This is a genomic window from Streptomyces sp. NPDC088725 (genome assembly GCF_044751305.1).
Classification (GTDB): domain Bacteria; phylum Actinomycetota; class Actinomycetes; order Streptomycetales; family Streptomycetaceae; genus Streptomyces.
Genome location: NZ_JBIVLO010000015.1, coordinates 94,030 through 107,690 on the forward strand (window position 1 = coordinate 94,030; position 13,661 = coordinate 107,690).

A 13,661-nucleotide genomic window follows, 5' to 3' on the forward strand; every position below is an offset into this window, starting at 1 on the left:
GCCCGCCGCTCACGTACCGGTGATCAGGCGCTGGAGCCCGGGTGCGTAGAGGTCCGCCAGCCGCTCCGTTGTCGCGGTCGCTCCCGCGCCCGTCTTGTGCAGGCTGAGGGTGGCGCCGAGGCCGAGCAGCTGGCCCGCGATCAACTCGGCCCGCAGGGTGCGGTCCCGGCCGGTCAGGAGCGCGGCGAGACGGCCGGTGATCTGCTCGGCGAAGCGCTCTCGCAGCAGGGTCCGCTCGTCGTCGTTGCCGAGCGAGAACACCACGCGCAGCAGCGGGTCGCCCTGCTGCTCGCGGCGGGCGCGTACGAGCGTCACCACCAGATGCCGCCCGAGCGTGTCCAGGGGCGCGGCGAAGAGCAGGCCGGCCGCGGGTCCGAAGTCGGCGATGGTGTTGAACAGCGCTTCCTTGGTGCCGAAGTGCTTGACGATCAGCGACGCGCTCACTCCGGCCTCGGCGGCGATGCCCCGCAGGGTGACCTCGGCGTACGGGCGGAAGGCGAACGCCCGGCGCGCGGCGCGCAGGATCGCGTCACGGCCCGTACCCGCGTCGGTGGCCTGTCCGTTCATACGCTCTCCCGGGCGAGGGGGGTCTTGGCTCCCCGCCCGACGGTACCGGTGTCCTGGGTCCGTCCGCTCGGCAGACACAGGGTGACGGCCAGGGCGAGCAGCGCCGCGCCGCCCGCGATCAGGAACACCAGCAGGTAGGCGTGCAGGGTCGGCGCCTCGCGGCCGTCGACCCGGAAGGTGACACTGGCCAGTACGGCGGCGACGGCGGCGCTGCAGAACGCCTGGCCGACCGAGCGCATCAGGGTGTTGAGCCCGTTGGCCGCCCCGGTCTCGCTGACCGGTACGGCGCGCATGACCAGCGTGGGAAGCGCCGAGTAGGCGATGGCGGTGCCCGCGGCGACCACGGTGGCTCCGAGGATGATCGTCCACAGCTGATGGCTGGTGAAGAAGCGGATCAGGTATCCCACGGCGAGGACGGCGGAGGCGATCGCGAGGGCGGTCTTCGGTCCGTACCTGGCGGAGATCCTGGCCGACACCGGGGAGAGCGCGACCATCGCGAGCCCGCCGGGCAGCAGGCACAGACCGCTGACGACGATGGACGCGCCGAGGCCGTAGCCGGTACTCGTGGGTTCCTGCACCATCTGGCCCGTGGACAGGGAGTTGGCGTAGAAGGCGAAACCGATCAGCAGCGCAGCGATGTTCGTCAGCAGCACCGCGGGCCGTGCGGACACCCGAAGGTCGACCATGGGCGAGGCGGTGCGCAGCTCGTAGCGGCCCCAGAGGAGCCCGATGACGACCGCGAGGACGAGCAGACCGAGGGTGCGGGTGGAGGCCCAGCCCCACTGGCCGCCCTGGGTGACCGCGAGCAGCAGGCTGACCAGGGCGGCGGAGAGTCCCAGCGCGCCGACGGCGTCGAACCGGCCGCGTGAGCGCACCGACGACTCGGGTACGCAGAGCAGGACGAGCACGATGTCGAGCACTCCCAGACCGGCCGACGCCCAGAACATGGTGTGCCAGTCGGAGTGCTCGATGACGAGAGCGGCGATGGGCAGGCCGACGGCCGCGCCGATGCCCAGAGTCGAACTCATCAGCGCGACGGAGGGGATCACCCGCTCGGGCGCGAGTTCGTCGCGCATGATGCTGATGCCCAGCGGTACGACGGCGAGCGCCGCGCCCTGGAGGGCGCGGCCCGCGATGAGTACGCCGATCTGGGAGCTGAGAGCACACAGCGCGGACCCGGCGACCAGGACCCCGAGCGAGGCGAGCAGCACCCGGCGCTTGCCGTACATGTCACCGACCCGCCCGAGTACGGGGGTGCAGACGGCTCCGGTGAGCAGCGTGATGGTGACCAGCCAGCTGGCGGCGGTCGGGGTGGCGCCGGTGAGCGCGGGAATGTGCGGCAGGAGCGGTACGACCAGCGTCTGCATGACGGCGACCACCACCCCGCAGAACGCGAGGACCGCGACGAGGAAGCGGGGGTGTGGTGTTGCGGCGGGCCGGGATATCGCTCCGGACATGTCTCTCCGTACGGGTGGAAGGCGGGTGGAAGGCGGGTGGAAGGCGGGCGGGGCCGGCACGGCGCACGGGTGCCGAGGGACGGCACACCGGGGTGCACAGCTGTTCACCCACAGGGTAAACGCTTGTGCACCCCAGCTCCAGCCGCGCACGTCAGCCTGGGTTCGGGCCCGCTTTCCGCACCCTGCACACTGGGGTGGGCGGCTCCGGGTCCGGATCCCGCCCGACGACCGCCGTGGGAGGCACGATGGCGCTGCAGATCAGCGCGACCAATCCGGAGCAGCCGGCCGTACTGCTCGACCTGCCCTGGAACGTTCCGCTGGACGAGTGGCCCGAGGAATACCTCGTGGCGCTCCCCCGCGGTATCTCGCGCCATGTGGTGCGCTTCGCCTCCGCGGGTGCCGAGGTGGTGGCGGTCAAGGAGATCACCAGCCGGGTGGCGGCCCGGGAGTTCGGCCTGCTGCGCGATCTGCACCGGCTCGGCATCCCCGCCGTGGCCCCGGTCGCGGTGGTGACGGGACGGGTGGACACGGACGGTGAGGTGCTCGAATCGGCTCTCATCACCCGCCACCTCAAGGGGTCGCTGCCGTACCGCTCGATGTTCGAGTCGACGCTGCGCCCCACCACGGTCAAGCGGCTCATGGACGCGCTGGCCGTGCTGCTGGTACGGCTCCATCTCGCCGGTTTCGCGTGGGGCGACTGCTCGCTGTCGAACGCGCTGTTCCGCCGGGACGCGGGCGCGTACGCGGCGTATCTGGTGGACGCGGAGACCGGTGAGCTCCACCAGAACCTGAGCCCGGGACAGCGCGACTACGACATCGAGCTGGCCCGGATGAACATCTCCGGGGAGCTGATGGACCTGGAGGCGTCGGGCGCGCTGCACCCGTCCATCGACCCGGTGCCGTTCGGCGCGGCGATCGTCCAGCGCTACGAGGAACTCTGGCACGAGGTGACCCGCGAGTCGGTCTACCCGGTGGACAAGCGGCACTACATCGACCGGCGCATACGCCGGCTCAACGATCTGGGCTTCGACGTCGAGGAGATGCAGATCGAGCGCTCGCCCCAGGGCGACACGGTGACCTTCCTGCCCAAGGTCGTGGACGCGGGCCACCACCAGCGGCAGCTGCTGCGGCTGACGGGGCTCGACGCCGAGGAGAACCAGGCGCGCCGTCTGCTCAACGACCTGGAGAGCTGGCTGGCGGGTGAGGACGACTACGCTCCCGGCGACCCGCTCGGCGCCCGTCCCGAGGTACTGGCGCACCGCTGGGTCCGCGACGTCTTCCGGCCGACCGTACGGGCCGTACCGCGGGAGCTGCGCGGCGAGATGGACGCGGCGCAGATCTACCACGAGGTGCTGGAGCACCGCTGGTACCTGTCGGAACGTGCGGGAAGCGACGTCGGTCTGGAAGCCACGATCGAGGACTACGTCGCCCATGTGCTGCCGCACACCTCGACGGCGCTGACCCCTCCGCCGGAGAACGTGACGTCGAGTCGCGGCTACTGAGCCAGGGCACTCCCCCGCCGGGCACGCCTGTGGGCGCGGCGGCCCGGCGGCCGGGCGGCCGCTACTGAAGGGCGCGTACCGCCGCCGTGAAGACCGCCGGCATGCGTGCGGCGGCCGGCACGATCAGCCGGGCGCCCGCCGCGTGGCCGCTGAACCGCAACAGCCCCTCCGTCAGCAGCCGGTGGCGGCGGGACAGGTCGCGCCAGCCGCGTTCGTAGTCCTGCGGGCGGCCCGCGCGCAGGCACCGTACGGCCGTTTCCGCCGAGGCGAGCGCGAGCGCGACGCCCTCGCCGGTGAGCGCGTCGACGTAGCCGGCGGCGTCGCCGACCAGCAGGACGCGCCCCGCGGTCCGGCGCCGGGCCCGCTGCCGCAGCGGGCCCGCGCCGCGCACCGCGGTCGCGGGCGGTCCCGTCAGCCGCGCGAGCAGGCTCGGGAAGCCCGCCAGGTGCTCGTCGAAGCCGCGCCTGACCGTGCTCAGTACGGCGACTCCCACCAGGTCTCCGGCCACCGGCGTCACATACGCCTCACCGGCCGGCGACCAGTGCACCTCCACGAAGTCCGTCCACGGCTCCACACGGTAGTGCCGCCGCAGGCCGTAACGCCGTGGTCTGCGGTCCGGCAGGTCGAGGCCGAGAGCGCGCCGTACCGGTGAGTGCAGTCCGTCGGCGGCCACCAGCCAGCGCGCCCGGAATCCGCCGGCGGTGACGGAGTCCGCGCTCTGCTCCACCGCGCCGGCCCGGCCGGTCACGATCCTGACCCCGGCCTCCCGGGCGCGGTGGGTCAGTGCCGCGTGCAGCTCCGTACGCCGCACGCCCAGGCCCTGCCCGTTCCCGAAGAGGGCCTCCGCGCGGTGCCGTTCGCCCACGTAACGGATGCCACGCAGCGGATGTCCCGGCGGGAGGCCGAGGCCGAGGGCGCGCAGCGCGCGTACGCCGCTGGGCATCACGCCCTCGCCGCACGCCTTGTCCACCGGGGTGACGCGTGGTTCGATCACCACCGTCTCCATGCCGGAGAGCGTCGCGTGGACGGCGGTGGCGAGTCCGGCCGGGCCGCCGCCCACGACGATCAGGTCGATCACGGCCGCGCGTCCGCCGGACGCGTCCCGCCGTCGCCCAGGGCCAGGGCCGGGGCGAGCGCGCTGTTCTCACACCGCAGGCGGACGGTCAGCAGCCACGCGTTGAGCACCGTGAACACGAGCGCCGTGACCCAGGCACCGTGCACCAGGGGCAGCGCGAGCCCTTCCGCCACGACGGCCACGTAGTTGGGGTGCCTGATCCAGCGGTACGGGCCGCCCGTCACCAGGGGCAGCCCCGGCACGATCACCACTTTGGTGTTCCAGCGCGGTCCGAGCGTACGGATGCACCACCAGCGCAGCGCCTGCGCGGCGAGCACCACGGCGAGCATCGTCCAGCCGAGCGCCGCCTCGAACGGCCGGTGGCCCAGCCGGACTTCGGCCAGAGCGCCGAACAGCAGTCCGGTGTGCAGCACGACCATCGGCGGGTAGTGGCCCTGTCCGCGCTCGACGCCGCCGCGCTCCAGGCTCCAGCGCAGATTGCGCCGGCCGACGACCAGTTCGGCGACGCGCTCCGCGCCGACTGCCAGGACCAGTGCGGTGTACCAGATCATCTCTCTCCGTCTCTTCTCACCAGCGGAGCAGGACCAGCTCGGAACAGAAGCCGGGGCCCATGGCGAGCAGCAGCCCCGCGGTTCCCGGCGGCGGTCTGCGCTCGGCGAGCGTGTCCCGCAGGACGTGCAGGACGGAGGAGGAGGACAGGTTCCCGACCCGCGACAGGGAGCGCCAGGTGACGTCGAGGGCTCCGACGGGGAGTTCGAGGACGTCCTCGACGGCTTCGAGCACCTTCGGCCCGCCGGGGTGGCACACCCATGCCGTGATGTCCTCGCGCTTCAGGCCGTGGTCGGCGAGGAATCCGTCGACATCGGCGGCGAGGTTCTTGCGCACGACATCGGGAACGCTCGCGTCCAGGACGACGCGGAAGCCGGAGCCGGTGATGTCCCATCCCATGACGTGCTCGGTGTCCGGGTACATCCGGCTGCGCGAGTCGACGACGACGGGCCCCGCGCCCTCGCGCCGCGCTCCGCAGGCGACGACCGCTGCCGCACCGTCTCCGAAGAGGCCGCTGGCGACCTGGTTCGCGAGTGACGAATCGTTTCGCTGGAAGGTGAGCGAGCACAGCTCCACCGAGAGCAGGACCGCCACGTCGTCGGGGTGTCCGAGCAGGTAGTCGTGCAGTCTGGCGATGCCCGCCGCTCCGGCGACGCAGCCGAGACCGAAGACCGGCAGCCGTTTCACGTCGGAGCGCAGGCCGAGCCGTCCCACCAGCCGCGCGTCGACGGACGGAGCGGCGATGCCGGTCACCGAGGTGAACACCAGCAGGTCGACATCGCGCGGGGAGAGCCCGGCCGAGTCCAGCGCGGCGCCGACCGCTTCCGCGCCGAGCGGCACGGCCGTCTCGATGAAGACGTCGTTGACGGCCCCGAAGTCCTGAAGATCCGCGTACCGCTCCAGGGGAAGCGCCATGTTCCTGGTCGCCACCCGCGCGCCGCGGTGCAGCCGGTCCAGGACGGACCGGTCGGACCCCGGGGGCAGACAGGTCTTCGCCACCATGTCCGTGATGTCGCGTTGGGTGTGCTGATACGGAGCCAGGGCTCCATGGACGGCTGCGATGCGTGTCATCTGCGATCCGAGGTCGGGGGCGGATGAATGTACGATCCCTGCCCCCGGTCCGCCGGGCCACACGCGAAATCGCCTGTACGGCCCTCGAACAGCAGCCGTACGGGCGTGTGTCGTCCGCGGTGGCGCACCCGGACGGCGGCGTACCCCGCCCCGGACGGCGGCCGGCCCCTACGATGAGCGCGTGGACGCTGTCGAACAGGCGGAGACCGCCGGGCCGGCCGCGCTCGACGGGCCGCGGGAACGCGGGACCGGCCGGGCGCTCGCTCTGCTGAGGGCGTGTCACCCGGTGCCGACGGCCGCGGTGACCCTGCTGGTCACGGGGCTCGCGGTGGCCGCCGGGCAGGACGCGTGCGGCTGCGCGCTGGCGGCGGCGGCGGTACTGGCGGGTCAGCTGTCGGTGGGCTGGAGCAACGACGCCGCCGACGCGGCGCGCGACAGCGCCGCCGGGCGCCGAGACAAGCCGGTGGCGGGCGGCGCCGTGGACGCGCGGACGGTACGGACCGCCGCGCTTCTGGCGCTGGCCCTGTGCGTTCCGCTCTCGCTCCTGTACGGGCCGCTCGCGGGCGCGGCACATCTCGTCGGGGTGGCGGTGGCCTGGGTCTACAACGCCGGGCTGAAGTCGACGCCGCTGTCGTGGCTGCCGTACGCCATCGGGTTCGCGTCGCTGCCCGCATTCGTGACGCTCGGGCTGCCGGGCGAGCCCCTGCCCGCCTGGTGGGTCGTCTGCGCGGCGGCGCTGGTCGGGGTCGGCGCGCATCTCGCCAACGTGCTCCCGGACATCGAGGCCGATCTGGCGGCGGGAGTGCGGGGCTGGCCGCAGCGTCTCGGTCCCGCCGCCGTACGTCTGCTGCTGCCGGCCCCGCTGGTCGCGGCGACCTTGCTGCTCGCGGCGGCCCGGCCCGGGGTGGTAGGCGCCGTCGCCGTCGGGGTGGCGCTGCTCGCGGCGGTGGGCGGTGCGCTGCTGGGCCGCCGCCGGCCGAAGCTGCCGTTCCTGGTCGCGATCCTGGTGGCGGGCCTGGATGTGGCGCTGCTGTTGTGGCCGGGTTCCGCGCTCTTCTGACGCCTCGGCCTGATGCCCCGTCGATTCGGCGTGCTGTCAGTTCCCGGCCGGGAGGTTCTCGCGCAGAAAGCCGATCGTGCGCTCCCAGGCCTTCGCGGACGACGCGGCGTCGTACCCGGGCCGGGTGTCGTTGAAGAACGCGTGGCCCGCCGGGTAGAGGTGGAAGACCGGGACGATGTCCGACTGGTACTCGATCGCCGCCCGCAGCTCCTCGACGGCCGACGGCGACGCCGACTCGTCGAGTTCGCCGTAGTGGCCCTGGATCTGGGCCTTGAGGTTCGAGAAGTCCGGGAATCCCTCCCGGTTCAGACCGTAGAACGGGACGGCCGCGGCCACCCGCCGGTCCGCGGCGGCGAGGCTGAGGACGAAGCCGCCGCCCATGCAGAAACCGACGGCCCCGACCGTGTCGCCCCGGGTCTCCTCCCGGGAGAGCAGGTGGCCGACGGCGCCCGAGAGCAGTTCGACGGCCTTGGGGGTGGGCAGTTCGGAAATCAGCCGGCCGGCTTCCCCGGCGTCGTGGGCGACCCGCTTGCCGTACAGGTCGGGCGCGAGCGCGACGAACCCCGCCCGGGCGAGGCGGTCGGCGATGTCCTTGATGTGGCCGGTCAGCCCCCACCACTCCTGAATGACGACGACGCCCGGGCCGTGGCCGGCGGGCGGCAGGGCGAGGTAGCCGTACGCGGTGGCGCCGGCGCTCGGGAAGGTGACGTTCTGCGCGGCGGGCTCGGTGGCCATGACGGGTGCTCCCTGCTGTGGGCCGGAGGTGTGAATCAGCGGTGTGAATCAGCCGGCGGCGTGGGTCGGTGGTCCGGCTCGGTGGTCCGGCTCGGTGGTGTCAAGATCGCACGCGGGTCACGGGTCCGGCGGTCAGGCAGGGCGGGAAAACACGGATACCTGGTGGCCGGGCACGGTTTGAGCATCCCGGTCGTTGATCTCATCGGCACCCTGTGACACACGAGGAGAGATGGCTCAATGGCCCTGTGGGACCGCTTCAAGGAATCAGCCGCGACGATGCAGACGCAGCTCACGGCGAAGAAGAACGACCTCAAGAGCGGCGCGTTCCGCGACGCGTCCATGGCCATGTGTGCCCTGGTCGCCGCCGCCGACGGATCCGTCGACCCTTCGGAGAGAATGCGCGTCGCCCAGCTGATCGCCGGCAACGACGTGCTGCAGAACTTCCCCGCGGCCGATCTTCAGCGCCGCTTCGACGACGCCCTGAACAAGCTCACCGCCGACTTCGCCTTCGGCAAGGTCAGCATCCTTCAGGAGATCGCCAAGGCGAAGAAGAAGCCCGCCGAGGCCCGCGCGGTCATCCAGATCGGCATCGTCATCGGCGGCGCCGACGGCGACTTCGACAAGGACGAGCGGGCCGTGGTCCGCGAAGCCTGCTTCGCTCTGGGCCTGCCGCCGAACGAGTTCGATCTCTGATTCAACTCCCGGGCTCCGGGCTCCGGACATGACAACAACGGCAGGGGCGGTGGCCCGGCGGTCACCGCCCCTGCCGTGTCCGCGATGACGTCACGTCCCCTTCTTGAAGGCCCATGCCATCTCGGGCTCCAGGGCGAACCGGAAGATCCGCTGGACCGGGGGTGTGCAGAGCAGTGTGACGGCCGCGGCCGCGATGAGGGTGACCACGATCTCGCCGAGCGGCCGGTGCAGCCAGCCGGCGCCGTACCACTGCCAGTCGGACGCGCTCTGGACGAGGAACCCGTGCAGCAGGTAACCGCAGAGGGTGCCCGCGCCCAGGGCCGTGAACCACATCCGGCGCCCCGGCACCCAGGCGTAGAAGCAGGCGGTCAGCACCAGCGAGCAGCCGAAGAGTGCGAACGTCATCAGGGGACCGCTCCACCAGGGCGCCCCCAGTTCCTGGGCGCTGTCGCGGTGGAAGAACCACGCCATGTTCATCCGGGTCACGGCCCAGTACGCGAAGACGGCCGTCGCGGCGAAGACAGGTACGGCCAGGACACGTACGGCGCGGCGCCGAACGAGCTGGAAGTGCTCGGGCTTCAGCGTCAGGCCGAGCACGAAGTACGGCAGGAACTGGAGCAGGCGCTGCAGGTCCAGGTCGTCGCCGATGCTCGGTGACGCGGACGCGAGAGCGGCGACGGTCAGGGCGACGGGAAGCGGCCACCGCAGCAGTCGCCAGATCGGCGCGGTGATCCGCCAGACGAACAGGGCGAGCAGGAACCAGGTCAGGAACCACGGATCGAGCAGACTGACCGGCATCGAAGGATCGTCCCCGGCCCACCGGTTGAAGAGGGAGTAGGCGACCTCGAACACGATGTACGGGACGGCGATACCGGTGATGAGCCGGCGCACCCGGTCGGCCCTGAAGTCGAAGCCGCGCGAGAAGTAGCCGGAGATGATGATGAAGGCCGGCATGTGGAAGGTGTAGATGAAGATGTAGAGCGCCGACACCGCTCTGCTGCCGTCGCGCAGTGGCTCCCAGGCGTGGCCGACGGCCACGAGCACGATCGCCAGGTACTTGGCGTTGTCGAAGAAGGCATCCCGTTTCTTCGGCCGCTGTCCGCTCTCGGGCGGTCTCCGTGTTTCCGGCCGCTGCCCGTCTCCGGCCTGCCGTACGTCCGCCGCTCGCGCCGGGGTCTCCTGCGGCAGGGCCCCGCCGGCCCGCTGTCCTGTGATGTGTGTCATGTCGCCTCCCTGGGACCCCGAGGGCTCGGACCTTCCGCCGGCCCGGGTGGCCCCGGCCGGAGAGCCGCCGGAAGCGGGGTTCCCGTATGCGCGTACCCCGCGTCGCGCGCCGTATGACCCCGACCGGGGGCACGGCCGTTCCGTCACCGTTCGATACGATGTCGAACCGCCGGCCTCCGCAGGTTCTCCGTCGCCGCGCCGCATCACCGAAGGGGGGGGTCGACGATGGTCACCATCAGGGATGTCGCCCGACGGGCCGGGGTCGCGCCGAGCACGGTCTCCTATGTGTTCAACGGTTCACGGAGCATTTCCGACGAAACGCGCATACGGGTCCAAGAGGCCGTGGACGCGCTCGGTTACCACCCCAGGGCCAGCGCGCGGACGCTGCGCAGCAGCCGTACACACGTGATCGCGCTCGCCCTCCCGCGTACGGCGGGATTCCAGTACACCGTGGACGGCCGCTTCGCGATCGATGTCAGCGACGCCGTCAACAGCCTCGGCTACGACCTGCTGTTGACCACGTCCCGGGACAAGGCCGAGGGTCTGCGCCGTGTGGCTCTCAGCGGGCTCGCGGACGCGGCGGTCCTCATGGCCGTCGACATGGAGGACGCCCGGATCGACGTCGTCCGCGAACTGGGCTTCCCCGCCGCCCTCATAGGCCGGCCCGCCAATGAGGACGCCCTCCCGTGGACCGACCTGGACTGGGAGGCGGCCGCCGCCCTGGCGGTGCGCGAACTCTTCGCCGCGGGCCACCGCGAGATGGTCTACCTCGCTCCCGGCGAGGCCGAGGTACGGGCCCGCCGCAGCTACGCACTCCGTGGAATAGCCGGAGCCCGCAAGGGGGCGCTCAGCACCGGCGCGGGCGTCAGGGTCGTCCACTCCGTCAACGACCCGGTCAAACTTGCGCGAAGACTCGACACCCTCCTCTCGGACCCGACGGGCGACGGGCGCAGAAAGCCGCCGACCGCCCTCGTCGTCCAGCACCCCTCCGCGCATCACCACATCCTGTCGTCCGTGACCGCGGCCGGACTTCGTATACCGGAAGACCTCACCGTCGTCGTCATCGGCTCCCTCCCCGGTGACCCGTCCAGTCACCGGCTGCACCGCGTCGAACTGCCCGTGGTGACGCTCGCCACAGAGGTTGCCCGGCTCGCCGTGGCCGCCGCGGCGGTGCTGCGCGAACCCCCCGCGAGAGACGTCCCTCCGGGTAGCCGGCTGCTCGCGGATTCCGTGGGACATCTGCTGATCGCGCCGTCCCTGCTGCCCGGCACGAGCCCCCTCGGCATACCACGTCACTGATCCCGCACGGGACTCTTGTTGTTATCCGTACAAACGCTTAACATCACAGCAATCCCACGTCGAATCGATTCGACGAATCGATTCGACACGTCGGGTTCGAACACATCGAAACCGGCACCCCTCAACCGACACGCCGCCTGCCGGCCCGTCCCCGACACCGGCCAGGCCCTAGCGATGTCCTCGCGGGAACTCCGTCTCCTTACAGAGTCGTAGACCGAACGGAGAGACACCACCATGCAATACCCTCGCCGCCGTCACGCGGCGCCGGTCGTGGTCCTGGCAGCTCTGCTGCCGGTGATCGCTGTGGCCGGCTGTGCCAACGAGCCCGACGCCAAGACCATCACGGTGCTGAACTCGGCGACGGACACGCTCGAACACAGCCAGCAGCAGAAGTTCTTCGACCTGTGCGCGAAGCCGCTGGGCGTCAAGGTCGTCCAGACCAGCGTCCCGGCAGCCCAGGTCTCTTCCAAGGCGCTGCGGATGGCCTCGTCCCACTCGCTGACCGACATCCTGGAGCTGGACGGCTCCGAGCTGGCGCAGTTCGCCGACACCGGCGGCCTTCTTCCGCTGAAGTCGGCGGGTGTGAATGTGTCCGGAATGTCGCCGGGTCCGGTGAGCCTGGGCACCTTCAAGGGCGAGCAGTACGGGATAGCCCGGTCGGTCAACTCGCTGGGGCTGATCTACAACACCGACCTGCTGAAGCGGGCCGGGGTCAAGCCCCCCACCACCTGGGACGAGCTGAAGGCGGCGGCCAAGAAGCTGACGCGCGGCAAGACGTACGGGATGGCGTTCAGCGCGACTCCCGACGCCGACGGTGTCTACCAGTTCCTGCCGTTCTTCTGGTCGGCGGGCGGCGACGAGGCGCATCTCGACAACGGCAAGGGTGTCAAGGCGCTCCAGCTCTGGAAGGACCTGGTCACCAGCAAGTCCGCCTCCAGCGCCGCGGTCACCTGGAACCAGCAGGACGTCAACGACCAGTTCATCGCGGGCCGGGCCGCCATGATGATCAACGGCCCCTGGCAGGTACCGGTGCTCAACGAGCACAAGGACCTGCACTGGGCGGTCGCGTCCATCCCGGTCCCCGAGGCCGGTGACACGGCGGTGGCCCCGATCGGCGGGACCGTGATGACCCTGCCGAAGACCGGCCACACCGACCGGCAGGACACCGCGGCCAAGATCCTCAACTGCCTGAACGACCAGAAGAACCAGCTCGCCTGGAGCGCGGGCATCAACAACATTCCCACGCGTACGGCGGCGGCCGCCGAGTACAAGGAGCAGAACCCGAAGCTCACGGGCTTCGCCGACCAGGTGGCCACCGCCCGCTCGCGCACCGCTCGTGTCGGCTCCCAGTGGCCCGTCATATCCGACGCCCTGTCCGGTGCCTTCCAGTCCGTGCTGGCCGGTGGCTCCTCCCCCCAAGCGGCGCTGAAGCAGGCCCAGTCCCAGGCCACGGCCGGCGAGCGAGGAAACTGACATGACCGTCACCACCACAGTTCCGGCGCCTTCCGCGGAGACCCACGCGTCCGCTCCCGCGCCCCGCCGGCGCCGCGGCTCGCTGATGCGCTGGTTCTTCGTCGCCCCGGCCGTCCTCTACATGCTGGTGTTCTTCGGGTATCCGCTCGTACGCAACGTCATCATGAGCTTCCAGCACTACACGCCGCGTACCTTCTTCACCGGCGAGGCGCCCTTCAACGGGTTCGACAACTGGAGCGGGGTGTTCTCCAACCCGCTGTTCACCAGCTCGATCTGGCACACCCTCGTCTTCACCATCGGCTCGCTGATCGGCCAGTTCGTGCTGGGCCTGGCGCTCGCGGTGTTCTTCGCCCGCAGGTTCCGGCTGTCCGGCTTCGTCCGCGCGGTCCTGCTGCTGCCCTGGCTGGTGCCCATGGTGGTCTCCGCCGTGGTCTGGCGGAAGCTCCTCGACCAGGACACCGGGGTGATCAACACCCTGCTGATGAACACGCACCTCGTCGACCACCCGGTGCCCTGGCTCAGCAGCCCCACCGTGGCCCTGCTGTCCGCGATCCTGGTCAACATCTGGGTCGGCATCCCGTTCAACATGGTGATCCTCTACGGCGGCCTCCAGGAGATCCCCCGCGAGCTGTACGAGGCCGCCTCGCTCGACGGCGCGAGCGCCTGGCGCACGTTCCGCAACGTCACGCTGCCGCTGCTGCGGCCCGTCATCACCGTGGTGCTCGTGCTCGGCTTCATGTCGACGGTCAAGATCCTCGACCTGATCCTCGCGCTGACCGGCGGCGGTCCCGCCGACTCGACGCAGACCCTGGGCACGCTCACCTACCAGATGTCGTTCCAGCAGCTCGACTTCGGCCAGGGCGCCGTGGTCGGCAACATCCTCATCCTCGTCAGCGCGGTCTTCGCGGTGTTCTACCTCCGGGCCAACCGGTCCGACTTCGGCCAGGGGAAGTGAT

At 71.1% G+C, this 13,661-nt stretch carries 13 protein-coding genes; 6 read left to right on the forward strand and 7 right to left on the reverse strand.

Features of this window, described 5'->3' with window-relative positions:
- Window positions 1-9 precede the first annotated feature (9 nt).
- Together ACIP6N_RS28485 and ACIP6N_RS28490 are read right to left on the reverse strand one after the other, a co-directional pair.
- Complete coding sequence (locus ACIP6N_RS28485) at window positions 10-567, reverse strand: TetR family transcriptional regulator (RefSeq protein WP_401820303.1); 558 nt, start codon at window positions 565-567, stop codon at window positions 10-12.
- A complete protein-coding gene (locus ACIP6N_RS28490) occupies window positions 564-2,024 on the reverse strand; it encodes an MFS transporter (RefSeq protein ID WP_401820306.1) in 1,461 nt (486 codons plus the stop codon). The genes ACIP6N_RS28485 and ACIP6N_RS28490 overlap by 4 nt, the downstream gene beginning before the upstream one ends.
- Before the next feature lie 245 nt (window positions 2,025-2,269).
- Between ACIP6N_RS28490 and ACIP6N_RS28495 the strand changes: the two genes are divergently transcribed.
- On the forward strand, window positions 2,270-3,526 hold the full coding sequence (locus ACIP6N_RS28495) for a DUF4032 domain-containing protein (RefSeq protein ID WP_401820309.1): 1,257 nt from the start codon (window positions 2,270-2,272) through the stop codon (window positions 3,524-3,526).
- Between the two features lie 61 nt (window positions 3,527-3,587).
- Here the strand turns inward: ACIP6N_RS28495 and ACIP6N_RS28500 are convergent, their stop codons facing one another.
- From ACIP6N_RS28500 to ACIP6N_RS28510, 3 genes are read right to left on the reverse strand one after another with little or no spacing between them, the layout of a single operon-like run.
- Window positions 3,588-4,604, reverse strand: coding sequence for an NAD(P)/FAD-dependent oxidoreductase (locus ACIP6N_RS28500; RefSeq protein WP_401820311.1), 1,017 nt, complete (start codon window positions 4,602-4,604; stop codon window positions 3,588-3,590).
- On the reverse strand, window positions 4,601-5,152 hold the full coding sequence (locus ACIP6N_RS28505; RefSeq protein WP_401820314.1) for an isoprenylcysteine carboxyl methyltransferase family protein: 552 nt from the start codon (window positions 5,150-5,152) through the stop codon (window positions 4,601-4,603). The genes ACIP6N_RS28500 and ACIP6N_RS28505 overlap by 4 nt, the downstream gene beginning before the upstream one ends.
- Before the next feature lie 16 nt (window positions 5,153-5,168).
- Window positions 5,169-6,221: a type III polyketide synthase gene (locus tag ACIP6N_RS28510; protein WP_401820317.1), complete on the reverse strand. Its 1,053-nt coding sequence runs from the start codon at window positions 6,219-6,221 to the stop codon at window positions 5,169-5,171.
- A gap of 181 nt (window positions 6,222-6,402) precedes the next feature.
- On the opposite strand from ACIP6N_RS28510, the gene ACIP6N_RS28515 reads away from it, so the two are divergent.
- Entirely contained in the window at window positions 6,403-7,281 is an 879-nt protein-coding gene (locus ACIP6N_RS28515) for a UbiA family prenyltransferase (RefSeq protein WP_401820320.1), read from the forward strand.
- 36 nt (window positions 7,282-7,317) lie between these two features.
- On the opposite strand, the gene ACIP6N_RS28520 is transcribed toward ACIP6N_RS28515, so the two are convergent.
- Window positions 7,318-8,016: a dienelactone hydrolase family protein gene (locus ACIP6N_RS28520; RefSeq protein ID WP_401820323.1), complete on the reverse strand. Its 699-nt coding sequence runs from the start codon at window positions 8,014-8,016 to the stop codon at window positions 7,318-7,320.
- A 237-nt stretch (window positions 8,017-8,253) separates the two neighbouring features.
- Here ACIP6N_RS28520 and ACIP6N_RS28525 point away from each other — a divergent pair, with 237 nt between their 5' ends.
- Window positions 8,254-8,709, forward strand: a complete 456-nt coding sequence (locus ACIP6N_RS28525; RefSeq protein ID WP_401820325.1) for a tellurite resistance TerB family protein — start codon at window positions 8,254-8,256, stop codon at window positions 8,707-8,709.
- A gap of 90 nt (window positions 8,710-8,799) precedes the next feature.
- Here the strand turns inward: ACIP6N_RS28525 and ACIP6N_RS28530 are convergent, their stop codons facing one another.
- Window positions 8,800-9,933 carry an acyltransferase family protein gene (locus ACIP6N_RS28530; protein ID WP_401820328.1) on the reverse strand — a complete coding sequence of 378 codons (1,134 nt, stop codon included), beginning with the start codon at window positions 9,931-9,933 and terminating at the stop codon, window positions 8,800-8,802.
- A gap of 225 nt (window positions 9,934-10,158) precedes the next feature.
- Here ACIP6N_RS28530 and ACIP6N_RS28535 point away from each other — a divergent pair, with 225 nt between their 5' ends.
- The 3 genes from ACIP6N_RS28535 to ACIP6N_RS28545 all read left to right on the forward strand — a co-directional run bounded on the left by ACIP6N_RS28535 (window position 10,159) and on the right by ACIP6N_RS28545 (window position 13,660).
- Window positions 10,159-11,232: a LacI family DNA-binding transcriptional regulator gene (locus ACIP6N_RS28535; RefSeq protein WP_401820330.1), complete on the forward strand. Its 1,074-nt coding sequence runs from the start codon at window positions 10,159-10,161 to the stop codon at window positions 11,230-11,232.
- Between the two features lie 234 nt (window positions 11,233-11,466).
- A complete protein-coding gene (locus ACIP6N_RS28540) occupies window positions 11,467-12,705 on the forward strand; it encodes an ABC transporter substrate-binding protein (RefSeq protein ID WP_401820332.1) in 1,239 nt (412 codons plus the stop codon).
- A 1-nt stretch (window position 12,706) separates the two neighbouring features.
- Complete coding sequence (locus tag ACIP6N_RS28545; RefSeq protein ID WP_401820335.1) at window positions 12,707-13,660, forward strand: carbohydrate ABC transporter permease; 954 nt, start codon at window positions 12,707-12,709, stop codon at window positions 13,658-13,660.
- Window position 13,661 lies beyond the last annotated feature (1 nt).

What these genes read in the sequence shown, in the direction of transcription:
- ACIP6N_RS28485 (WP_401820303.1), bottom strand. Translation starts at nt 567, where the DNA reads ATGAACGGACAGGCCACCGACGCGGGTACGGGCCGTGACGCGATCCTG.
- ACIP6N_RS28490 (WP_401820306.1), bottom strand. Translation starts at nt 2,024, where the DNA reads ATGTCCGGAGCGATATCCCGGCCCGCCGCAACACCACACCCCCGCTTC.
- ACIP6N_RS28495 (WP_401820309.1), top strand. Translation starts at nt 2,270, where the DNA reads ATGGCGCTGCAGATCAGCGCGACCAATCCGGAGCAGCCGGCCGTACTG.
- ACIP6N_RS28505 (WP_401820314.1), bottom strand. Translation starts at nt 5,152, where the DNA reads ATGATCTGGTACACCGCACTGGTCCTGGCAGTCGGCGCGGAGCGCGTC.
- ACIP6N_RS28510 (WP_401820317.1), bottom strand. Translation starts at nt 6,221, where the DNA reads ATGACACGCATCGCAGCCGTCCATGGAGCCCTGGCTCCGTATCAGCAC.
- ACIP6N_RS28520 (WP_401820323.1), bottom strand. Translation starts at nt 8,016, where the DNA reads ATGGCCACCGAGCCCGCCGCGCAGAACGTCACCTTCCCGAGCGCCGGC.
- ACIP6N_RS28525 (WP_401820325.1), top strand. Translation starts at nt 8,254, where the DNA reads ATGGCCCTGTGGGACCGCTTCAAGGAATCAGCCGCGACGATGCAGACG.
- ACIP6N_RS28530 (WP_401820328.1), bottom strand. Translation starts at nt 9,933, where the DNA reads ATGACACACATCACAGGACAGCGGGCCGGCGGGGCCCTGCCGCAGGAG.
- ACIP6N_RS28535 (WP_401820330.1), top strand. Translation starts at nt 10,159, where the DNA reads ATGGTCACCATCAGGGATGTCGCCCGACGGGCCGGGGTCGCGCCGAGC.
- ACIP6N_RS28540 (WP_401820332.1), top strand. Translation starts at nt 11,467, where the DNA reads ATGCAATACCCTCGCCGCCGTCACGCGGCGCCGGTCGTGGTCCTGGCA.
- ACIP6N_RS28545 (WP_401820335.1), top strand. Translation starts at nt 12,707, where the DNA reads ATGACCGTCACCACCACAGTTCCGGCGCCTTCCGCGGAGACCCACGCG.